The 20,824-nt window shown below is 64.8% G+C and carries 24 protein-coding genes and 1 pseudogene; 18 read left to right on the top strand and 7 right to left on the bottom strand.

Annotated features, from left to right (window positions below; genetic code table 11):
- Together NCR37_RS24075 and NCR37_RS24070 are read left to right on the top strand one after the other, a co-directional pair.
- Positions 1-204 (top strand): annotated as a pseudogene (locus tag NCR37_RS24075) (manganese catalase family protein); the annotation flags it as partial.
- Between the two features lie 113 nt (positions 205-317).
- Positions 318-572, top strand: a complete 255-nt coding sequence (locus NCR37_RS24070) for a DUF378 domain-containing protein (protein WP_250475315.1) — start codon at positions 318-320, stop codon at positions 570-572.
- Between the two features lie 50 nt (positions 573-622).
- Here NCR37_RS24070 and NCR37_RS24065 read toward each other — a convergent pair whose 3' ends face one another.
- Positions 623-1,852, bottom strand: coding sequence for a phosphatidylserine decarboxylase family protein (locus tag NCR37_RS24065; protein ID WP_250475314.1), 1,230 nt, complete (start codon positions 1,850-1,852; stop codon positions 623-625).
- A 69-nt stretch (positions 1,853-1,921) separates the two neighbouring features.
- Positions 1,922-3,268 (bottom strand): MmgE/PrpD family protein, encoded by a 1,347-nt coding sequence (locus tag NCR37_RS24060; RefSeq protein ID WP_250475313.1) that lies wholly within the window; start codon positions 3,266-3,268, stop codon positions 1,922-1,924.
- A gap of 192 nt (positions 3,269-3,460) precedes the next feature.
- On the opposite strand from NCR37_RS24060, the gene NCR37_RS24055 reads away from it, so the two are divergent.
- Both NCR37_RS24055 and NCR37_RS24050 read left to right on the top strand, forming a co-directional pair.
- Complete coding sequence (locus NCR37_RS24055) at positions 3,461-4,057, top strand: hypothetical protein (protein WP_250475312.1); 597 nt, start codon at positions 3,461-3,463, stop codon at positions 4,055-4,057.
- A 69-nt stretch (positions 4,058-4,126) separates the two neighbouring features.
- A complete protein-coding gene (locus tag NCR37_RS24050) occupies positions 4,127-4,711 on the top strand; it encodes a hemerythrin domain-containing protein (protein ID WP_250475327.1) in 585 nt (194 codons plus the stop codon).
- Between the two features lie 122 nt (positions 4,712-4,833).
- On the opposite strand, the gene NCR37_RS24045 is transcribed toward NCR37_RS24050, so the two are convergent.
- The 3 genes from NCR37_RS24045 to NCR37_RS24035 form a co-directional block, all read right to left on the bottom strand.
- Positions 4,834-5,331 (bottom strand): YciE/YciF ferroxidase family protein, encoded by a 498-nt coding sequence (locus NCR37_RS24045; protein WP_175943707.1) that lies wholly within the window; start codon positions 5,329-5,331, stop codon positions 4,834-4,836.
- An 84-nt stretch (positions 5,332-5,415) separates the two neighbouring features.
- Entirely contained in the window at positions 5,416-6,261 is an 846-nt protein-coding gene (nadE, locus tag NCR37_RS24040; protein WP_250475311.1) for an NAD(+) synthase, read from the bottom strand.
- Between the two features lie 22 nt (positions 6,262-6,283).
- Positions 6,284-6,784, bottom strand: coding sequence for a CinA family protein (locus NCR37_RS24035; RefSeq protein ID WP_250475310.1), 501 nt, complete (start codon positions 6,782-6,784; stop codon positions 6,284-6,286).
- 165 nt (positions 6,785-6,949) lie between these two features.
- Here NCR37_RS24035 and coxB point away from each other — a divergent pair, with 165 nt between their 5' ends.
- The 7 genes from coxB (at position 6,950) to NCR37_RS24000 (ending at position 14,740) form a co-directional block, all read left to right on the top strand.
- On the top strand, positions 6,950-7,906 hold the full coding sequence (gene coxB / locus NCR37_RS24030; protein WP_250475309.1) for a cytochrome c oxidase subunit II: 957 nt from the start codon (positions 6,950-6,952) through the stop codon (positions 7,904-7,906).
- On the top strand, positions 7,903-9,864 hold the full coding sequence (gene ctaD, locus NCR37_RS24025) for a cytochrome c oxidase subunit I (protein WP_250475308.1): 1,962 nt from the start codon (positions 7,903-7,905) through the stop codon (positions 9,862-9,864). Before coxB ends, ctaD begins: the two co-directional genes overlap by 4 nt.
- On the top strand, positions 9,861-10,505 hold the full coding sequence (locus NCR37_RS24020; RefSeq protein ID WP_250475307.1) for a cytochrome c oxidase subunit 3: 645 nt from the start codon (positions 9,861-9,863) through the stop codon (positions 10,503-10,505). The genes ctaD and NCR37_RS24020 overlap by 4 nt, the downstream gene beginning before the upstream one ends.
- 9 nt (positions 10,506-10,514) lie before the next feature.
- Positions 10,515-10,841, top strand: coding sequence for a hypothetical protein (locus NCR37_RS24015; RefSeq protein ID WP_250475306.1), 327 nt, complete (start codon positions 10,515-10,517; stop codon positions 10,839-10,841).
- The gene (locus tag NCR37_RS24010; RefSeq protein WP_502800582.1) at positions 10,820-11,833 is read left to right on the top strand and encodes a cytochrome c oxidase assembly protein; all 1,014 of its coding nucleotides are present in this window, start codon (positions 10,820-10,822) and stop codon (positions 11,831-11,833) included. Before NCR37_RS24015 ends, NCR37_RS24010 begins: the two co-directional genes overlap by 22 nt.
- Position 11,834: 1 nt before the next feature.
- Positions 11,835-13,163: a cytochrome c gene (locus NCR37_RS24005; RefSeq protein WP_502800581.1), complete on the top strand. Its 1,329-nt coding sequence runs from the start codon at positions 11,835-11,837 to the stop codon at positions 13,161-13,163.
- A gap of 320 nt (positions 13,164-13,483) precedes the next feature.
- Positions 13,484-14,740: a glycosyltransferase family 4 protein gene (locus NCR37_RS24000; RefSeq protein WP_250475304.1), complete on the top strand. Its 1,257-nt coding sequence runs from the start codon at positions 13,484-13,486 to the stop codon at positions 14,738-14,740.
- A 30-nt stretch (positions 14,741-14,770) separates the two neighbouring features.
- On the opposite strand, the gene NCR37_RS23995 is transcribed toward NCR37_RS24000, so the two are convergent.
- Positions 14,771-15,880 carry a nucleoside hydrolase gene (locus NCR37_RS23995; protein WP_250475303.1) on the bottom strand — a complete coding sequence of 370 codons (1,110 nt, stop codon included), beginning with the start codon at positions 15,878-15,880 and terminating at the stop codon, positions 14,771-14,773.
- A 162-nt stretch (positions 15,881-16,042) separates the two neighbouring features.
- Here NCR37_RS23995 and NCR37_RS23990 point away from each other — a divergent pair, with 162 nt between their 5' ends.
- The 6 genes from NCR37_RS23990 to NCR37_RS23965 are packed head-to-tail and all read left to right on the top strand — an operon-like array spanning position 16,043 to position 19,463.
- Entirely contained in the window at positions 16,043-16,399 is a 357-nt protein-coding gene (locus tag NCR37_RS23990; RefSeq protein WP_250475302.1) for a CidA/LrgA family protein, read from the top strand.
- Complete coding sequence (locus tag NCR37_RS23985) at positions 16,396-17,130, top strand: LrgB family protein (RefSeq protein WP_250475301.1); 735 nt, start codon at positions 16,396-16,398, stop codon at positions 17,128-17,130. The genes NCR37_RS23990 and NCR37_RS23985 overlap by 4 nt, the downstream gene beginning before the upstream one ends.
- A 41-nt stretch (positions 17,131-17,171) precedes the next feature.
- Positions 17,172-17,591, top strand: a complete 420-nt coding sequence (locus NCR37_RS23980) for a hypothetical protein (protein WP_250475300.1) — start codon at positions 17,172-17,174, stop codon at positions 17,589-17,591.
- Positions 17,588-18,808, top strand: coding sequence for an Nramp family divalent metal transporter (locus tag NCR37_RS23975; protein WP_250475299.1), 1,221 nt, complete (start codon positions 17,588-17,590; stop codon positions 18,806-18,808). The genes NCR37_RS23980 and NCR37_RS23975 overlap by 4 nt, the downstream gene beginning before the upstream one ends.
- Positions 18,805-19,170, top strand: coding sequence for a hypothetical protein (locus NCR37_RS23970; RefSeq protein ID WP_250475298.1), 366 nt, complete (start codon positions 18,805-18,807; stop codon positions 19,168-19,170). Before NCR37_RS23975 ends, NCR37_RS23970 begins: the two co-directional genes overlap by 4 nt.
- Complete coding sequence (locus tag NCR37_RS23965; protein ID WP_250475297.1) at positions 19,170-19,463, top strand: PRC-barrel domain-containing protein; 294 nt, start codon at positions 19,170-19,172, stop codon at positions 19,461-19,463. Before NCR37_RS23970 ends, NCR37_RS23965 begins: the two co-directional genes overlap by 1 nt.
- A 6-nt stretch (positions 19,464-19,469) precedes the next feature.
- Here the strand turns inward: NCR37_RS23965 and NCR37_RS23960 are convergent, their stop codons facing one another.
- Positions 19,470-20,432 (bottom strand): alpha/beta fold hydrolase, encoded by a 963-nt coding sequence (locus NCR37_RS23960; protein WP_250475296.1) that lies wholly within the window; start codon positions 20,430-20,432, stop codon positions 19,470-19,472.
- Positions 20,433-20,569: 137 nt separating this feature from the next.
- Between NCR37_RS23960 and NCR37_RS23955 the strand changes: the two genes are divergently transcribed.
- Positions 20,570-20,806 (top strand): MARCKS-like protein, encoded by a 237-nt coding sequence (locus tag NCR37_RS23955; RefSeq protein ID WP_250475295.1) that lies wholly within the window; start codon positions 20,570-20,572, stop codon positions 20,804-20,806.
- Positions 20,807-20,824: the final 18 nt, after the last annotated feature.

The following is a 20,824-nucleotide window of genomic DNA, read 5'->3' as shown; positions in this document are numbered from 1 at the left end:
GGCCCGTGGAACGAAGGCGGCGACTGGAAGTTCGTCGAAGATCCGCAGCCCGCAGTCGATGGCGGCGACGGCACCGCAAGCGTGCAGGTGTCGGAGCAGGACGTCGAGACGCTGCAGGCGATGGCCGCCCGCACCGCGTCCGACCCGACGGCCGATCCGACGACCGGCGCGGACCTCGGCGCAGGACAGGCAGTGAGTAAGTAACGGTTCTTGCAGGACGCCGGCGTCGCTGGAAGAGCGGCGGCGCTGGCGAGATTCCAACGCCGTTCATGGACGGTGCATTCAATGTAGCACTTTTGTCAACGTGGAGTTTAGTTATGCCAACTGTCACTTCGAAGGGAACGGTCGCCGTTCACCGCAGCCCGGTGGACTGGCTTGCAGGCGCGCTCGTCATCATCGGCGCGCTGAACTGGGGCCTCGTCGGCCTCATGCAGTTCGATCTCGTCGCGGCCATCTTCGGCGCGGGGTCTCCGGGCGCGCGCATCGTCTATGTGCTCGTGGGACTGGCAGGACTGTATTCGCTGATCCGGGCTTTCATGCCGGCGCGCGAGCATGGCCTTGCGCATCACTGAACGGCGCGCCGCGCGTGAGTCAGCGCGCGGCGCACCTTCGCGTCACTTCGTCATCGCGCGGTGCAGAGATGCGCGTTGACCTTGACGGGCGCTGCATTCTTCTCGAATGGCGGTTGCGGCACGAAGCTCTGAATCACGCCGGGTCTGAAAACGAGGCAATACGTGGAGCCGCCGTACTGGAAGTAGCCTAGCTCCTCGCCCTTCTTCACGCGCTGGCCGGGCAGCGCCTCGATCATGCACGAAGACACGTCCGCCATGCCGATGAACACGCAGGCCACCTCGCCGATAGCGGGGTCGTCGCTCTCGATCACGATCACCGCCCGCGCCGCCACCGCGCTGATATAGCCTTGCGAGTCGTTCAGGCTGCTCGGCTCTTCCCCTTCGGATTCGGCGTCGGAATAGTAGGTGCCATCGACCAGATACGACTTCGTGACCGTGCCGCTCACCGGCGCGTGCCAACGGTGATAGTAAAACGCGCTCAAATACGCCTGATAGATGGTGCCGCCGACGAAGCGCTTCGCCAGTTCCATCTCCTTCGCGGTGAAAATTTCCTGTAGCGAGTAAGGCTGCGACTTGATCCAGAACGAGTCCTGGAGCTTGACGTCGTGTTTGATCGCATAAGGCGATGCCTCGCATGCGCTCACGATGACCTTGTCGTTGTCCGGCTCCGCGACGGGCCGCGCGCCGGGCTTGAACTCGCGCGTGAAGAAGTGGTTCCACGACGAGAAGCCCCAATAGGGCTTGTCCCTGTCGCACTGGAACTGAGAGAGGCCGATTTGCTTGTCCGCTTCGGGACTGAACCACCCGTTCGGCGACGACGTGTTGAGATGCGTGCGCGAATACGGCCCGCTGAGAAAGCCGGACCACACGTTCAGAATGCGCTTCAGGTGCCTGTTGAACGCGGGATCGCGAAAGAGCGAATAGCCGGAAGGCATCACCATCGGCCAGTCGAGCAACGCGTTCACCGGGCAATGAATCAGGCTCTTCTCGCTGAAGGGCGGCGCGTAGGTGAGCATGGCATCGAGCAGAACCACGAATTCGTCGATGTTCGCGTAGGCGAGTTCGAAGCCTTCTTTCCTGGCCTGCTCGATGGCGCTCGTGAACTCCATCCGCACCACCGGGTCCTCGCGTATGAACGCGGCGAATTCTTTCACCACGCTATGCATCTCGGCCTTGCCGGCGCGTTCGCCTGCGTAGGCGGCGAAGTTTCTGCGAAAGCTCGCGATCGCTTCCTCGCCGTCGGGCAGCCAGCCGCCCAGTCGTCGCTTCTCTCGGCTCATGTGTCCTGCCTCCGTGGCTTGTGTGGGTTTCGCGATGCAGCACCTCGCATGCCGCGATCTTCGGAGGCTTTACCACGCAAGCAAACCGGTCAGCTCGCGCAAGCGGATGGTTTCGAGTTGCCGGACGGCTTGCCGGATCGCGGTAGATCGGCCGGCATCCAGTCGGTCCGCCGTCAGGCGCTCGAACTTGGCATCGACCGCGCTCCAGTCCATCGGGCGCGTATGGAAGCCTTCATAGTCCGCCTGTTCGCCGCGGATGACTGCGTCATTCGTCATCACGATCTGCAGCGACACCGGCATTTCATCCGGAATGCGGTTCGTATAGTTAGCGTTCGGCACGACGTTGACGCGTCGCAGAAGGCTCTGCACGTCGTTGCGCCGTATGCGCTCATCGGCGAATTGCGCGGGCCACACTTCGCCGTCGAGCAGAGCGACGGCAATCAGATACTTCAGGTTGTGATCGGCCTGCTCCTTCGTCCAGCACTGATCCTTCGCGCCGTATGCGCCGCCGCCCAGCACCTGATACGCCCCGTCCGACACCTGCACGTTCACCTGCGCGATTTTCTGCGCATCGATGTCATGCTGGTTGCGCAAGCGGATGGCGAGATCCACGGCGCTCTGCGACTGGAACTCCGCGTTGTGCTTCTTGATGGACACGCGAAGCGGCACGTCGAGCCGTTCGCGGCTCCAGTCGAGCGGCGGCTTGGCGCCGGCGAGATGGAAGAGTCCCATCGGCCCTTCGAAGACACCCATCGGCCCGGTAATGCCATTGCGCGCGAGGAACGTGTTGAGAAGCGCGCGGCTCGCCGCTTCGCCCGAAGCGAGCCCCTTCCACTCCGATACCGGCTCGGCCTGAATCGCCGCGAGCGACACCGCGCCGACGCCCGCGAGCGCGAGCGCCTGAGCGCAGCGCCATTCGTCGAGCGCGAAAAGGCTCGACGCGCCCGCCGCGACCGAGAAAGCCAGCGGCGTCGTGTAATTGATGCCCGCGCGCATCGTCGGTATGTCGAGCAGGCGCGTCTGCACCTGATACGCGATGGCGAGCGCCGTGAGAAACGCCACCCCTGTCGCGTCCGCATATTCCCCGGCTGCGACGAGCGCGCCGATGTTGTCCGCGGGATGGCACACCTCGCCGCGAATCGCCGTGTTGTCCATGAAGTCGAGATAGCGGACAAGGCAGCCGTTATACAGCGCGGCGCGGTCCGGCGCGCCGCATCCGCCGCCGATGAACGTGACGAGCGGCGGCCCGCCGAACTCGGTCACGAGGCGGCGCACCTTCAGCATCGGCGGATGTCCTATCGCGCCGATCGCGCAGCCGAGCGCATCGACGATGCTGCGCTTGAGCCTGTCGAGCGCCGCGTCGCCGATATCGCCGATATGCACGCGCCCGATGAACGCGGCAAGCTGCTCTGTCATCGACGGTTGCTCGTCTCCGTCGTTCCCCGTCGCCACCATGACGGTTCCCCTATTCCTCTTGGCAATGGCTGCGTTCGAGCATTGCACGTACCACTCGTCACGGCGGAATGCGGTTTGCTTGAAGGTTCACGCTCAGGCGCCGCGCGCGCCCGAGCGTCGCACCTTCCACCGCTTCCTCAGAAGAGGTAAATCATGAGTGACCCCTTCCCCTTTCCGAAGTCTCCCGCCAACGACGTCTCGCGACGAAGCAAACCCGCCGCTGTCGCGCGCGGTCTCGGCTGGTACAGCCTGGCGCTCGGCGCCGCCCAGCTGCTCGCGCCGAATTCCGTCGCGCGCGCGGCCGGCGTGCGCACCGGCTCGACGCTGATGCGCCTCTATGGCCTGCGCGAAATCGCATGCGGCATCGGCATTCTCGTCTCGCGCGATCCCACGCCGTATCTGTGGGCGCGCGTCGGCGGCGACGCGCTCGACCTCGCGACGCTCGTCACGGCGTCGGACAGAACGAGCCCGCGCGCGCTGACCGCGCTGTTGAACGTGGCGGGCGTCACCGCGCTCGACATTCATTCGGCCACGGCGCTCTCCTCGCACGCCGAAGACGAGCGTCGCGAAGCGCAGCTGCGAGGGCAGCGGTTCGCCTCGATGTATCGCAACCGCAGCGGCTTTTCGCGCTCGCCCGAAGCGATGCGAGGCACGGCGCTGCGCGACTTCGAAACGCCGCGCGACATGCGCGCGCCCGACGAGATGCTGCCGTACACGCACGCGCAATACAAAAAGGCCAAAGGCGCCTGACGCCCGCCGGCAAGACAACTTTCCCCACCATCGAAGCACGCGCGAATACGCGAAGGAGTCATCGTGGACATGTCATCCTGCTCGCCCTCCATCACGACGATGATCCGCATGGATCACACACACGTCATGGCGGCGTTCCATCGTTACCATGCCGACAGTCCGTGGTGGCGCAAACGCGCCATCGTCGAGCTGGCCTGCACGGCGCTCGAGATTCATGCGCAACTCGAAGAAGAGATCTTCTATCCCGCGCTCGGCGAAGCAATCCCGGGCGACGACACGCTGGAGAAGAGCAAGCCCGAGCACGACAAGATGCGCGAGGACATTGCCAAGCTGCGCGCGATGGGTCCGGACGACGCGTCCTACGATGCCCGCTTCATGCAGTTGATGCGCGAAGTCATTCACCACGTGGCGGACGAAGAGACCGTGCTGTTGCCGACGGCCGAGCGCGCGCTGGCTTCGCGATTGTCGGAACTCGGGCAGCAGATGACGAAGCGCAGGATGCAGTTGGTCGGACAGAAGCGTCCCGCTTCGATTGCGGTGAACACGGTCGGCACGTTCCCGCTGGCTTCGCTCGCACTGATATCGCTCGGCGCGCTTGCCGTCGCGCAAATGATGCGGCCCTCGCCCTCGCGCCGGACGAGGGAGTACGCGTAAACCGGCACGGGCACAAGCCGCGCGTCGGTCGGGCGCGCGCGCTTGAAAGATAAAAAAAGCGCGCCGGGGGATGCGGCGCGCTCGTTCCTGCTCAGGTAGCGACGACGAGTGTGGGGGACTCGTCAGCCAGCCGCCTTTACTTCCTCGGCCATCTGCGTCTTCGCGAGTTGCGTGAGCTTTTCGTCGGTGGACTTCTCTTCTTGCAAGGTCTCGAGCAGCAGGTTCATCGCTTCTTCCTGGCCGAGCTGCTTCGCCAGCGTCGCGAGCGTGCCGTACGTCGCGATCTCGTAGTGTTCCACCTTCTGCGCTGCTGCGATCAGCGCGGCATCGCGAATCGGGCCTTGTTCAAAGTCTTCGATCTGCTCCTGCCCTTCCTCGACCAGCCCTTCCATCGCCACGCACTTGATGCGCTTGAGCTTGACGCCGCACAGTTCGACCACCTTGTCGATCCGTTCGATCTGACCGTTGGTTTCTTCCAGATGCTGCTGGAATGCCTGCTTCAGCTGCTCGTTGGTGCTCGCGCGTGCCAGCTTCGGCAGCGCCTTCGTCAGTTGTTTCTCTGCGCTATAAACGTCGGACAGTGCGTGAATGAACAAGTCCTGCATAGTCTTCGATGCCATCGATGCCTCCGTTTCAGGGTGAGTGGGTTCGCACCGGCCGGTGGGCCAGCCGCGCATGTCTATCGCGCAATCGCCATTCCAGTCTCAGGCGCGCGGCACTTCGAGCGGCAGCGCGCGCTTGTGGCGCGTCGCCATGTAAAAACGGCGTATGGTCGTGAGCACGTCTTCGCTCACGTCCTTGCCCTCCAAAAAATCGTCGATGTTCTCGTAGCTGATGCCGTAGCTGTCTTCATCGGGTTTCTGCGGCGTGAGCGTTTCGAGGTCCGCCGTCGGCACTTTCATGACGAGGCGATCATCCGCGCCCATCGAACGCGCGAGCGCGCGCACGCGGCGTTTCGTGAGTCCGGAGAGCGGCAGAATGTCCGCGCCGCCATCGCCGTACTTCGTGAAGAAGCCCATCAGCGATTCCGCCGCGTGGTCGGTGCCGATCACCACGCCGCGCCGCGCGCCGGCAATCGCGTACTGCGCGATCATCCGCTCGCGCGCCTTGATATTGCCGAGAACGAAGTCTTCCTGGAAATCGTCGGTGTATTGCGCGCCGCCTTGCTTGAGCGCCGCGATCATTTCGTCCGACGGTCCCTTGACGTTGACCGTCAGGGTCTCGTCCGGACGCACGAATTCGAGCGCGGCCTGCGCGTCGTCTTCGTCACGCTGCGAACCGTACGGCAGCCGCACCGCGACGAAATGCGCCTCGTAGCGGCGCGCGCGCAGCCGCTCGACGGCAAGCTGCGCGAGACGCCCGGCCGTGGACGAATCCACGCCCCCGCTGATCCCGAGCACGTAAGTTCGCAGTCCCTGCGACGTCAGATAGTCGGACAAGAAGGCGACGCGCCGCTCACGCTCGGCGTCGGCATCGAAGTCCTGGCTGACACCGAGTTCCTGAGCGATCTGCTGCTGCCACTGCCGCCATTCGCTTTGGCTCTGATCCATGTTCGTCCCCCAACGGTATTGATCAATGTCTCGGCAGACGGTCGAAGTAATGCTCCAGGCGCGAGATGGCGTAGAGCGCCGCCGCGCGCCGCACTTCGTTGCGTTCGCCATCGAAGACCTTCGTCTCGCTGAACGTGACCATCTGGCCGTCGCGCAGCTTGTACGACCATGCAAAGCATTGCGTGCCCGCCTCGGGACCGTCGCCGGGTGGGGCATCGGCCACCCCCGTATTCGAAACCGAGACGGTCGCGGAGCAGCCTTCCTGCTTCAGCGCGCCTTCCGACATCTCGCGCGCCACTTCCTCGCTCGTGAGGCCGTATTGCTTCATCGTCTCCTCGCGCACGCCGAGAAAGCCGGTCTTGCCCGAAGGCGAATACGTGACGAAGCCCACGTCGAGGCAGCTGCCGCTGCCCGGCACGGACGAGATGAGCGACGCGATGTAACCCGCCGTGCACGATTCGGCTGTCGCAAGCACCAGGCCACGCGAGGTGAGGAAAGAAACGACTTGTCGTGGTACGTCCATGTTTACTGTCTCCTTGTTCTCGCTGCCAATGACCTTGCAGGCAAGTGCAAAGCAATCGCTGCACCAAAGAGCAGCGGTCCGTCCATGGAATGTCTATTGCTTAACCCGGCGAACACGTCCCGAGCCGTATGAAAACCATAACGTCGAACAATCAAAGAAACGGCCATGCAGAGCGCCCTTAGTCCGGCAGGCATCCAGGCAAGTCACGTCCTGGAGCTTTGGCACCTCACGCTGACTGTCTGCTGCGTGGTGTTCGCCTGCGTGCTCCTCGCGTGCATGTTCGCGCTCCTGCGCGCGCCGCGCGGCAATCAGGCGACGCCCGCCGACATGAGCAAGCGCGAGCGGCCGGAGCGCGGCATTCACCGGTTCGTGATCGTGGGGACCGTCTTGTCGGCGCTGGGGCTCGTCAGCCTGCTGATCGCCGATGTCGTCACCGATCGCGCCTTGTCGCGGCTTCCGGTCGACAACGCGCTGCATGTGGAAATGACCGGCTATCAATGGTGGTGGCAGGCGCGCTATGCGCCCGAAGGCGGCGGCGACGGGTTCGCGGTGGCAAACGAGCTTCATGTGCCGGTCGGCCGGCCGGTGATCGTGTCGTTGAAGGCCGCGGACGTTATACATACATTCTGGGTGCCTAATTTACATGGCAAGAAGGACATGATTCCCGGCCAGGACTCGACCATCACGTTTCGCGCCGACCGCGCAGGGACGTATCGCGGGCAGTGTGCGGAATTCTGCGGCTACGAGCACGCGATGATGGCGTTCTCGGTCGTAGCCGACCCGCCCGAGCAATATGCAGCGTGGGCCGCGCAACAACGGCAGTCGGCGAGCACGTCGAGCGACGCCCTCGCGATGCACGGACGCGACGTCTTTCTGAACGGCGACTGCGCCCGTTGCCATACCGTGCGCGGCACGCCGGCCAACGGCTCGGTAGGTCCGGACCTCACGCATCTGGCGAGCCGGCAGACGATTGCGGCCGGCACCTTCGTCAACAACGCGCACAACCTCGCGGCGTGGATCACCAATCCGCCCGCCCTCAAGCCCGGCGTCATGATGCCGGCGACGCAACTCGCCCCTGGCGATCTCCAGGCCCTCGTCGTCTGGCTCGGAACTCTCAAATGAGCGCGCCCGCTTCTTCCCGCTTCGGCCCGGCCGATGACAACGGCTCCCGTCCCGTCGACGGTCCGCACGCCTCGCCCGCCGTGCGCGAAACGCTTGCCGCGACGTGGAGCGATCCGCCCGGATTCATCGGCGCGCTGTCGGCGATCAATCACAAGACGGTGGCGCGCCGCTTCATCGTGACGACGTTCGCCTTCTTCGTGCTCGCGGGCCTGCTCGCGCTCGCCATGCGCATGCAGCTCGCGCGGCCGGATCTGCGGCTGATCGGCCCGAACCTGTACAACGAACTCTTCACGATGCACGGCACGACGATGATGTTTCTCTTCGCCGTGCCGGTGATGCAGGCCGTCGCGGCGTATCTCGTGCCGCTCATGATCGGCGCGCGAAGCGTCGCGTTTCCGCGCATGAACGCGTACGCGTACTGGGTCTTTCTCTTCGGCGGCATCCTGCTGTTCGCCTCGCTGGCGGTGAACAGCGCGCCGGCCGCCGGCTGGTTCAGCTACGTGCCGCTCGCGGGTCCCGACTATTCGCCGGGCAAGGGCTCGGACATCTGGGCGCAGATGATCACATTCACCGAACTCTCCGGCCTGATCGAAGCGGTCATCCTTATCAGCACCATCTTCAAGATGCGCGCGCCCGGCATGTCGCTCAACCGCATGCCGCTGTTCGTGTGGGCCACGCTGGTCACGCAGTTCATGGTGATCTTCGCGATGCCTTCGGTCATGCTGTGCAGCACCGCGCTCATTCTCGACCGGCTGGTCGGCACGCATTTCTATAACCCGGCAAAGGGCGGCGACGTGCTGCTCTGGCAGCATCTCTTCTGGTTCTTCGGTCACCCGGAGGTCTACCTCGTCTTCATCCCGCCGTTAGGCTTCATCTCGTCGATCATTCCGACCTTCGCGCGCCGCCCGGTGTTCGGCTATCCCGCGATGGTGCTCGCGCTCATCGCCACCGCGTTTCTCGCGTTCGGGCTGTGGGTGCATCACATGTTCGCGACCAATCTGCCCGAGCTCGGCAAGAGTTTCTTCACGGCAGCGAGTCTCACCATCGCGATTCCATCGGCGATTCAGATCTTTTGCTGGATCGGCACGCTCTGGACCGGCCGCCTGAATTTGCGCACGCCGCTGCTCTTCGTGCTCGCGTTCTTCTTCATTCTCGTGATGGGCGGGATGACCGGCATCATGGTCGCCTCCGTTCCGCTCGACCTCCAGGTGCACGACACGTACTTCGTCGTGGCGCATCTGCACTACGTGCTGCTGGGCGGCGCCGTGTTTCCGCTGTTCGGCGCGTTCTTCTACTGGTTTCCGAAGTTCGCCGGCCGCCTGCTGTCGGAGCGGCTCGGACGCTGGCAGTTCTGGCTCTTCTTCATCGGCTTCAATGTCGCCTTCTTTCCGATGCATCTGCTCGGTCTGCATGGCATGCCGCGCCGCGTCTGGACGTATCCGCACGGGCTCGGCTGGGACGGCATGAACCTCGTGTCGACTATCGGCGCATGGATCATCGCGGTGAGCGTGCTGCTTTTCATCGTCAATGTCGTGCTGACGCTGCGAAGCACACAACCCGCGCCTGCCGATCCGTGGGGCGCGGGCACGCTCGAATGGAGCGTGCCGTCGCCGCCGCCGCCGCATAACTTCGATGCGATCCCGGTCGTGCACGGGCGCGATCCGCTGTGGGAACCGGCGGGCGAGCCACGCTTCGTCGGCGGACTGGCGGCCGATGCGCGCGAAGTGCTCATGACGAGCGTGCTCGATGCGAAGCCGGACCATCGGCCGCTCTTTCCGTCGCCTTCCATCTGGCCGTTCATCAGCGCAGTGGCGACGACGATTCTTTTCATCGCCTCGATCTATTCGCCGTGGGCCATCGTGTGGGGCTCGCCGCCGGTCGCCGTGGCGATGATCGCGTGGTTCTGGCCGAAGCGATCGAGCAATGCCTTCGCAGCCGCACGGGAGCAGCGCCCATGAGTACCGCCAGCAACCTTCGGAACGCGCAGACGCGCCCCGACGAAGCGGACGCCACCGAGCTCGACGTGCGCGGGCTCCCGACCTTCGCGTTCGGCTCTCGCAGCGTCATGTGGTGGAGCACGGCGGGGCTGATGCTGATCGAAGGCACGGTCTTCGGCATCGCGGTGATGATGTACTTCTATCTGCGCACGCATGCGCCCGCGTGGCCGATGGCCGCGTCCGCGCCCGAGCTGCGCTGGGGCACGCTCAATACGGTGGTGCTGCTCGCGAGCATGCTGCCGAACCAGCTCGCCAAGCGCGCCGCCGAGCGCTTCGACCGCGGACGCGCGAAGCTGTGGATGACGGTATGCCTCATCGCGACCATCGTGTTCATGGTGTTGCGCGGCTTCGAATTCGCCACGCTCAACGTCAGCTGGTACACCAATGCGTACGGCTCGGTCGTGTGGCTGCTGCTCGGCCTGCACACGACGCACCTCGTCACCGATTTCATCGATACCGCCGTGCTGACCGTGCTGCTTTTCACCGGGCCGTTCGAGGGCAAGCGGTTCGTGGATGTCAGCGAGAACGCCGTGTACTGGTACTTCGTCGTACTAAGCTGGCTGCCGATCTACGGCGTCATTTACTGGGCACCCCGCTTTTGACTCGCGATCATGCTGACCTGGCCCGCTCTCCTTTTCGCACCGTCCGTCCTCCTCGGCTTGTTGAGCCTGAATTATGCGCTCGTCGAGCCGTCGTGCCATTTGCAAAGCATGCTCCTGCTGCACGGCATCAGCGTGGCGAGTCTCGCGGTAAGCGTCCTTTCGACACTGCTCGCCTTCGGGCGCTGGCGCAGCGCGCGGCGAGAGGCCGACCCGTCCGCGCCCGCGCTGCGCTCGCGGGCAGGCTTCATGGCCGTCGTGGCGACGGGAGTGGGCACACTCTCGTCGATCGGCATCATCTTCATCTCGCTACCGCAATGGCTGCTTTCCGCTTGTTGACTAGCTTCTTGACTCGCTCGTCGATCCGCATCGCGGCGGGCGTCGCCGCGATCACGTTCGCCGATGCCGCGTGCGCCCACGCGGTCGCGCCCGGCGCGAGCAGCGTCCCGGCGAGCTTCGGCTGGACGTTCGAGCCGTGGGTCGTCGCGTGTCTCGCGTTGAGCATCGGGCTCTATCTCGCCGGCTACGCGCGGCTTCGCCTGCGCGGGGCGCGCGGACGGCGCGACCGCGCGCTGCGTCTCGTCTCGTTCGTGACCGGCTGGATCGCGCTCGTCATCGCGCTCGTGTCGCCGCTGCATACGTTGAGCGAGGCGCTCTTCTCGGCGCACATGCTTCAGCATGAAATCTTCATGCTCGTGGCCGCGCCGTTGCTCGTGATCGGCAGGCCGCTCGCGGTGTGGCTATGGGCGTTTCCTCCGCGCGCGCGGCAAGGAATCAGCGCCGCGACGCGCAGCGCGTGGGTCAACACGCCGTGGCGATGGCTGACCACGCCTGCCGTCGCGTGGGTGCTGCATGCGGCGGCCTTGTGGTGCTGGCATGCGCCGCGCTTCTTCGAAGCCGCGCTCGCCAGCGAAGGGATTCATACGCTACAACACACGAGCTTTCTCGGCACCGCGCTCCTCTTCTGGTGGACCGTGTTTCGTCCCGCCTCGCAGGACGGCTCGCGTCCTCACAGCGCGCACGCCATGCTGTCGCTTTTCACGACGATGGTTCACACCGGCGCGCTCGGCGCGCTGCTGACGCTCGCGCCGGAGGTCTGGTATCCGTCCTGCATCGAAAGCACGCTCGCGCTCGGCTTCGATCCGCTACAGGATCAGCAACTCGGCGGACTCGTCATGTGGGTGCCGGGCGGTCTCGCCTATCTCGTCGGCGGGCTGCTGGTCGGCGCGCGCTGGCTGACGAGGCGGCCGGCATCGACGCTCGCGCCCGCCACGTCCGTCGCGCGCCCGGCGGCACCAAACACTCGCCTGCGGGCGCACGAGGAGTCCTGACATGCGCTCGTTCACGAGAGTCCGCCTGCGCAGATCGCTTGCGATGCGGGGCATCGCGGCCGCATCGCTCGTCATGGTCATGGCAATGGCGGCAGATTTCGCGGATGCGGCCGGACAGGCGCCCTCGCCCGAATTGATCGCACGAGGCGCGTACGTCGCGCGAATCGGCGATTGCGCCGGTTGCCACACCGCGCCGAAAGGCGGTGCGCCGTATGCGGGCGGTCTCGGCGTGAATTCGCCGTTCGGCACCATCTACAGCAGCAACATCACGCCCGATCCGGAACTGGGCATCGGCAAATACAGTTATGAAGATTTCGCCCGCGTGATGCGCGAGGGCGTGGCGCCCGGCAACAAGGGACTGTATCCCGCGATGCCTTATGCGTCCTTCGTGAAGATGAACGAAGACGACTTGCGCGCGCTCTACGCGTACATGATGCACGGCGTGCCGCCGGTGCATTACAAGCCGCCGCCGACGGACGTGTCGTTTCCGTTCAACCAGCGTTGGGCGCTGCGTCTCTGGCGAGCGGCAGTCGCGCCGAAAAAGGTGTACGAGCCGCGGCCCGAGCGCGATGCCACATGGAATCGCGGCGCGTACATCGTGCAGGGGCCCGGCCACTGCGGAGCCTGCCACACGCCGCGCGGCGTTGCGTATCAGGAGCGCGGCTACGACGAATCGTCCAAGACATATCTTTCGGGCGCGGTCACCGACAACTGGTACGCGATGAATCTGCGCGGCGATCCGGGATCGGGACTCGGGCGCATGTCGACAGAAGAGATCGCGTCGTTCCTGAAGACGGGTCATGGCGGCGACAAGACGATCGCGTTCGGCACCATGGTCCAGACCATCGAGGACAGCCTGCAGTATCTGAACGACGACGATCTCACCGCTATCGCCACGTATCTTAAGACGCTGCCCGCGACCGGCGCCGCCGATGGCACGTTCGATCCCTCGCTCGCGCCGCCCGGGCGGCTCAAAACGCGCGCGCCGGATACGCCGCCCGGTCAGGGCGCGGCGGTCTACGCGACCTTCTGCGCGCAATGCCACCTCGATACCGGAAAGGGCGTGCCGAAGGCCTTTCCGAGGCTTGCGGGCAACCCCGCCGTCATCAGCGAGGACACGACGTCGCTCATTCGGCTGGTTGTCGAAGGCGGCAACACGCCGGACACCATTCACGGGCCGCCGCGGCAAAACATGCCGGGCTTCGCGGGCCGCCTGTCAGATTTGCAGATCGGACAGGTGCTCTCTTACATCCGCTCGTCGTGGGGTAACGACGCACGGCCTGTCACCACGAACGATGTCGCGTCCTTTCGTAGCAAGATACATAAGTAACGCCGGTTACATTCGCGGGTAAATGATGCGGATCGTCGGTCGCTTCGATGAGACAAGCTTGCCGACGGAAGATCGGACAAAAAGACTTCGTTCCACTAAATACGGCTTGCATTTCCTTACGTTTCGCTTTGAGCCTTCTCAAGCTTTTTGGCTTATCCTAAACTCTTGCTTACGAGTAAGAGCGAAACGTGGACCTGTGGATTCCGAGTTCGTCTTCGGGGGAAGATGACCACAGTTAGCGCACTCCTCGCCCTTGCCGCATCGCCTCACGGGTGACAGCCAGGGTGCCCTAGAAGAACGACAACATCACTTCCAACGCCGTGAAAATTCTCATCGTCAACACGTTGTATTACCCGGACAAGGTCGGTGGGGCCGAGGTATCGACGCAACTTCTCGCCGAAGGCCTCGTGAGAGCCGGCATGGAAGTCAGCGTGGCCTGCGCGACGGGAACGGGCATGGACAGCATTTCCGAATTGAACGGGGTGAAGGTCTATCGTCTGCGTAACGCCAATCTGTACTGGCCGCATCGGCCAAAAAAACGCTCCCGCGTGGCGAGATTTGCCTGGCACGCGCTCGATGTCTATAACGTCGTGATGTCGCGCAAGCTCGCCGGGATCATCGCGCAAGAAAAGCCGGACGTCATTCATACCAGCAATCTCGCGTGTCTCTCGGTGGACGTGTGGCGCGTGGCGCGCAACGCGGGCGTGCCGATCGTGCATACCGCTCGCGACTATTATCTGATGTGCCCGTCCACGACAATGTTCTCGGACGCCGAGCCTTGCAAACGGCAGTGCGCATCGTGCGCGCTGTATTCCGCGCCGAAGCGCGGCGCGTCGGCGCGCGTCGAAGTGGCCATCGGCGTCAGCCGCTTCGTGTTGCAAAAGCATCTGGACAACGGGTACTTCCCGCACGCGTCGCGCACGGCGGTCGTGAGCAATTGCTATATCCCGAGCGCGGACAGCGCGGCGCTTGTCAACAAGCCGCGCTATGAAGGCGGCCCGGTGCGGCTCGGCGTGCTCGGGCGCGTGGCGCGCGACAAAGGCTCGGAGGTCGTGCTCGAACAACTGTCGGCCGATCACACGCTCGACTGGACGCTCGCGTTCGGCGGCAATGGCGAGGCCGGCTACATTGCATCGCTCAAGACGAAGTATCGCGACCCGCGCGTGCAGTTTCTCGGACACGTGAAGGCGAGCGACTTTCTCAACAGCATCGACATTCTCATCGTCCCTTCCATCTGGCACGAACCGTTCGGGCGCGTGATCGTAGAAGCCTACTCGCACGGCGTGCCCGTCGTCGGCGCGAACCGGGGCGGCATTCCCGAAGTCATCGAACCGCGCTCCGGTCTCGTGTTCGACATGGATCGGCCGGAGACGCTCATCCAGAAGATCCGCGAAGCTATCGACCTGCTGAAGGAGCCGTCCGTGCATGACCGGCTCCGCAAACACGCCGACACCTTCAATCCCGACACGATGGTGAACGCGTATCTCGACGTCTACCGCAGCGCGCTCGAAGGCGCGATGACGAGAAGCGCCGAGCCGGTCGCCGCCGCCATCACGCCCAAGGCGCACATGGATTGACGACCGCGCAAGGCGGTCATCGGCCATCGGTCATTGAAACTTCACGGGCACCGGACTCGTCAGCAGGTTCACGTAAAGATTGAAGAACCTGGCGTTGTCGTACTTCGTCACATAAGTGATCTTGAGCGGTGAAGCGCCGGGCGCGGGCGCGTCCGGATACACGCGCACGTGCCCCTGATTTTCGCCCGGCGTGGTGTCGATATCGAGGTACGCGCTCTGCGTTTCGGTCGCGTAAGTCGGGTCGAGAAAGTAAGGCATCGTCAGTGTGTCGTAGATATCGGTATGGCTCGCGAAAGCATTCGCGTTCTCCACCGCATAGACCTTCGTGACGGCCGTCTGTCCGGTCGGCGGATTGACGATCTGGTTATAGGTGCTTTCGGTCAGCGGCACGGTGTTGGTCACATCGAGCGGAATCACGCGCTGCGGAATGGTCGTCTGCAACAGCGTGCGCACGGCCACCGGATCGAACCACCAGTTCAGTTCGCCCACGGCGTTCGCGTTGCCCGGCACGTTCATCGCGCCGCCCATGTACACGATCTGCTTGATGAGCGGCACGATCTCAGGCGCCTTCTTCACGGCGGTGGCGAGGTTCGTCGGCGGTCCCACTTCGATGATCGTCACCTGGTTCGGATAGCGCTTGATGGTGTCGATCATGAAGTCCGCGGCGGCTTCCGCTTGCAGCTTGGTCGACTGCGCGAAGCCGTCGGGGGGCGCGGTGAGTTGCGACGCGTCGGTGGGCTCCGGGCGCATCCACGCGCCGAAGTAACCGTTCGGATTCGCGGCCTGCTGCGCGCGAATGCTCGCGACATCGTACTGAAGCGGATAGTTCGCGCCGCCGTACACGCCGACGCGGTTCTGCACGCCCATGCGCTCGACGGCCTTCAGCGCATCGGCCTCTTCCTGCAAGAGCCAGTCGTTGCCCGTCACGACGCACAGGCCGAGCAGATTCACCTTGCCCTGCCCCATCAGCTGGCTCGTCATCGCGAAGAGCTGGCCGTCATCGCCCATCGTGTTGAAGTCGGAATCGATGATGACCTTCGGTGCGTCGTTGTACGCATCGTGGTGATCCGAGCCGCCGCAAGCGGCCACGAGGCAGGATAGAAGCGGCGGAATCAGCGGAAGCAGTCTGCGGGGCGCCATGGTGTGTCTCCTTGTGTTTGAACGTTCTGGATGACCGCGCTGGCAGGCGGCCTGATTCATTCTAGGAGCATTCACTGCGTTCGGAGGCACGATCGTCGACGCCTGCGGGAGCGCACTTTGCTGGCATCGCACACCGCGCAATGAACGTCGACAGGTCCCGCCATGCTTCTTTCCCTTGCCGTGCTGCTGCTCTTCCAGTGTTTCGGGGAAGGCGTCTCGTATGTGTTCCGGCTTCCCGTGCCGGGGCCGGTCGTCGGCATGTTGCTGCTGCTCGCGTTTCTGATCGCGCGGCCGCGCGCCGCCGATATCATCGAGCCGACCGCGAACGAACTGCTGCGTCATCTCTCGCTGCTTTTCGTTCCGGCGGGCGTCGGCATCATGGCATCCGCGATCGCCGTGCGCGGCGATCTCGTGGCGGTCGTGCTCGCAATCGTCGTGAGCACGACGCTCGGCATCGGCGTGACGGCCATCGTGATGCGCGCGCTGATGCGCCGCCAGGCGGGAGACGATCCGTCATGAGCGCAATCCCACGGCTCAACGCGATATGGGTCTACCTCGCGGCCTCGCCGCTGCTCGGCCTGACCATCACGCTCTTTGCGTATCTGATCGCGCAGTCCGTCTACACGCGATGCCGCTTCAATCCGCTGGCCAACCCCGTGTTGATTGCGGTGGCGCTGATCGTCGCGGTGCTTCAGATCAGCGGCACGCCGTATCCGACCTACTTCGAAGGCGCGCAGTTCGTGCACTTTCTGCTCGGGCCCGCGACGGTTGCGCTGGCGCTGCCGCTCTACCGTCAACTGGGCAACCTCAGGCGGCTCGCCGCGCCGCTCTTCATCGCGCTCTTCGCCGGGTCGATGACCGCGATCGTTTCGGCGGTTGCGATCGCGTCATGGCTCGGCGCATCGCGGCAGACGATTGCATCGCTCGCGCCGAAGTCCGCCACCACGCCCATCGCGATGGCGGTGGCGACGTCCATCGGCGGCATTCCGTCGTTGACGGCGGTGCTCGTCATCTCGACGGGCGTGTTCGGCGCCGTGTTCGCGCGCGTGATTCTCAACGCGCTGCGCATCGCGGAGCCGGAAGCGCGTGGCTTCGCGCTCGGCGTGGCGTCGCACGGCATCGGCACGGCGCGCGCCTTCCAGGTCAGCCAGCAGATGGGCGCGTTCGCCGGTCTCGGCATGGGGCTAAACGGCATACTCACCTCGTTTCTCGTGCCGGTGATAGTGCCCGTGCTGGTGCGCTGGCTCTGAGCCGAGGCGACGAAGGAACGCGCCTTGCTCGCTGCGGCGCCATGAAGCCCATCCGTTCACTGTCGCTTGCGCCGCTCATCGTCGCGGTCGCGCTGGCATGCGCCGCGTGCTCGTCGTCCGACGATGCTGCCTCCGATGCCCGCATCGTGCTGTCGTATGCGCGCTCGGCGTCGCAGTGGATGGACTCGTGGCTCGACGGCACCTCGCCGTCGTCGTACGCCAGACGCTCGGTCGATTCGGCCAGCGAACAGATCGGCAAGATCGCGGGCGACCTGCAACGCGCGCACGCGCCCGCCGATGCCGCCTCGCAGGTTCACGCGGTGCAGGCCGCCTTCGATACGGCGCGCACCGCGCTCGATTCCGGCGACCGCGCGCGCGTCACCGAAGCGCGCTCGACGATGCATGACGCTGCGTCCCGCCTCGACGCGTGGCTGCGCGCGCAACCCGGGGACGCGTCATGAAGAAGCTGCTGGAGATATCGCTCGGCATCGTGACGAGCGTCGGCGGCTTCCTCGAAATGGGCGAGATGTCGACTGCGGCGCAGGCCGGCGCCGCGTTTCACTATCAATTGCTATGGACCATCGTGCTCGGCACGGTCTGCATCGCGTTCCTCACTGAGATGTCGGGCCGCTTTGCGGCGGTGAGCGGACACACCATCGTCGATGGCATCCGCGACCGCTTCGGCATCAAGCTGCTCGCGCTGCCGCTGATCTCGACGGTGATCGTGAGCTTTCTCGTACTGAGCGCCGAGATAGGCGGCGTCTCGGTGGCGCTTGAATTTGCGACGGGCATTTCGTATCAATGGTGGGCGCTGCCCGTTGCGCTACTCTCGTGGCTTTTCTTATGGCGCGGCACCTTCGGCATGCTGGAGAAAGGCATCTCGCTGCTCGGCCTCGTCACGCTATGCTTCGTCGTCGCGATCATCCGGCTGCGGCCGGAGTGGACGCAGGTGGCCGCCGCTGCGGTGCCGAGCCGCCCGCACGGACACGCCGCGACGTACTGGTTCATGGCCGCGAGCATACTGGGCGCTTCGCTTTCGCCCACGCTCTTCCTGTTCTATTCGTCGGGCGCAATCGAGGATCGCTGGGACCGCGGCTATCTCTGGCCCAACCGCGCCATTGCCGCGCTGGGCATGCTGTTCGGCGGCGTGATCTCGGCAGCCGTGTTGCTCGTGGCGGCGCAGGTGCTCAACGGGCGCGGCATTCTGGATGTCGAAGACTTCCATCAACTGCCGTTGCTTCTCGTCGATGCATTCGGCATGTGGGGATTCGTGCTCTTCGTGGCGTCGCTCGGCGTTGCATCGCTCGGCGCGGCGCTGGAAGTGGCGCTGCTCGAAGCGTATCTCTTCGCGCAGGCGTTCGGCTGGAACTGGGGGCAAGACTGCCCGCCGCGCGCCAATCCCGGCTTCAGCCTCGTCTATACCTGCGCGCTGCTGCTCGGCGCGTTGCCCATTGCCGCCGGCGCGGATCCGCTCAAGCTCACGGTGTTCTCGATGGCGCTCACTGCCGTCAACTTGCCGTTGATGGTGGTGCCCTTCATCGTCCTGATGAACGACGAGCACTACATGGGCGAGCACTGCAACGGACCGATCTCCAACGTGGCGGTGATCGCCATTACCGCGCTCGCGTTCGTGCTCGGCATCGTCACGATACCGCTCGAATACTTCGGAGGCACATGATGGACGTGGTGCACGATATCCTCGACAAGCAGCTCGTCGACAAGAACGGCGTGCGCATGGGACGCGTGGATGGCCTCGTCGCCGAACTGCGGGAGGGCGAACTGCCGAGGCTCGTGTTCATCGAAACCGGCACGGTCGTGATGGCGCGGCGCTTCGGCAGGCAGGCGCATCGGCTGATGTGCGCGTTGCTCGCGCGTATCGGCGCGGGCCACAAGACCACGCCGTATCGCATCGCGTGGAAGGACGTGCGCAAGGTTGCCGTGGATATCGAGCTCGACGTGGATTCCGACGACACGCCCGTGCACGACTGGCAACGCTGGCTGCGTGAGCGGACCATCGACCGCATTCCCGGAGCGCGCTGATGCAGACCGTCAATCTGCATGAACTCGTCGGCCTGCGCGTCACCGCGATGGATGGCCGGCGCGTCGGCCGCATCTCCGCACTGCTTGCCGAGGATCGCGGCGGCGATTGCGTGGTCACTGCGGTGCGCATCGAGACGCACGGCTTCGCGAGTCGCGTGATGCGCTGGATGGCAATGGCGCTTTCGCCTGCCTCCCTGCGGAAGAGGCTCGCGCAGAAGCCGCTCGATGTCGCGTGGGAAAAGCTCGACTGGGCCGACCTGCGGCAGCCGCGCCTGCGCGAACAGGCGCGTTGATCGGCGTCACTCGATGGCCATGGCCTCGATGGCATCGGCGATGCGGCCCGCTTCAGCGTAGTGAAGCATGTGTCCGCGATTCGGCACCACGGTGATCGTGCTTTGCGCGATGTCTCCGTGCAGCCTTCCCGACTGCGAATCTGCATCGACGATCGTGTCGTCCTGGCCCGCGAAGATGCGCACCGGCACGCTCACTTCGCCGTAACGCCGCGACAAGTCATGCGCCGCCGGCACCATGTAGCCGGCGTCCTCACCGATCGCGCGCATTTGCGACGGACGCAGCAGCAGCTCGCGCGGCAGCATCTCGCGAAAGACGTCCGGCACGGGCTGCGGCGCGAACATCAGGCGCAGGTTCGGATTGATCATCAGCCGCGCGGCAATGGGCGAGACCGTGTAGCGCATGACATCGCCGACCACGGGTATCGCGGCGGGCGCGGTGAGCAGCACGTCGAAGCGTGCGCTCGGATAGAAGTAGCCGCTGATCAGCGCGAGCCCGCGAATGTCGATGCGCGGATCGAGCGCCATGGAAAGCGCGGCGAGACAGCCGAGCGACTGCCCGACGACGACCGCCCGCGTCAGTCCCATGCGCTTCAATGCCCGTTGAAAGAGCGCCGCCTGCGCCTGCGGCGTCCATGCGCGATCGCGCGGACGTTCGCTGAAGCCGAAGCCGGGACGATCGAACGCAATCACGCGATGACGTTGCGCGAGCCGGTCGAAGAGTCCGCTCGCCACGTAGTCTTGCAGCATGACGAGATTGCCGTGCAACAGCACGATGACCGGGCCTTCGCCTTCGTCGATGTAATGCAGACGCACGCCGTCCACGTCGATGAAGCGCCCGACCGGCGGATGATCGCGCTCGGCGCGGCGCGCGCGCAGCGCGGCCCACGCGGCCACGCCGAGCGAAGCAGCCGCGACGGAGCCGGCAAGCAGTTTGCCCGATGACAAGGCGCTGGATGATGTCTGAGGCATGTTTCCCCGATGGTCTAGATTGAAGCGCGATGCGCGCGAAGCGAAGGAGCGAGCAAGGGCCGTGCCCCTCGCGGCTCTCGAATGTCGGAACGGTGCTTGCTGCCGTTAGCGCAATACCCACTCAGCGAGACGTGACCATGAACCAGAAATCGCAAGACCGGCAAAGCGCCGTATCGGAAGATGGCCACATCGAGAGCCAGCCGATTCCCGGCCACAACGAAAACATTCCGACGAACCCGGCCGATGATCCGAAGCGCGGCCCGACCGAAGACCGCGCGCCGGACGCGACGCCGGACACCAAACCCGGCACGCCGCCCGGGTCGCAAAGCGAGAACGACCGCCTCAAGACGCCCGAGGACGGCAATCCGCTGTAGAACGAGCGCGGCTTGTCT

It is taken from the genome of Caballeronia sp. GAFFF1 (assembly GCF_023630705.1).
Taxonomy (GTDB): Bacteria; Pseudomonadota; Gammaproteobacteria; order Burkholderiales; family Burkholderiaceae; genus Caballeronia.
Note: the sequence above shows the minus strand (reverse complement) of the source record. Positions and strands in the feature narration are given on the sequence as shown.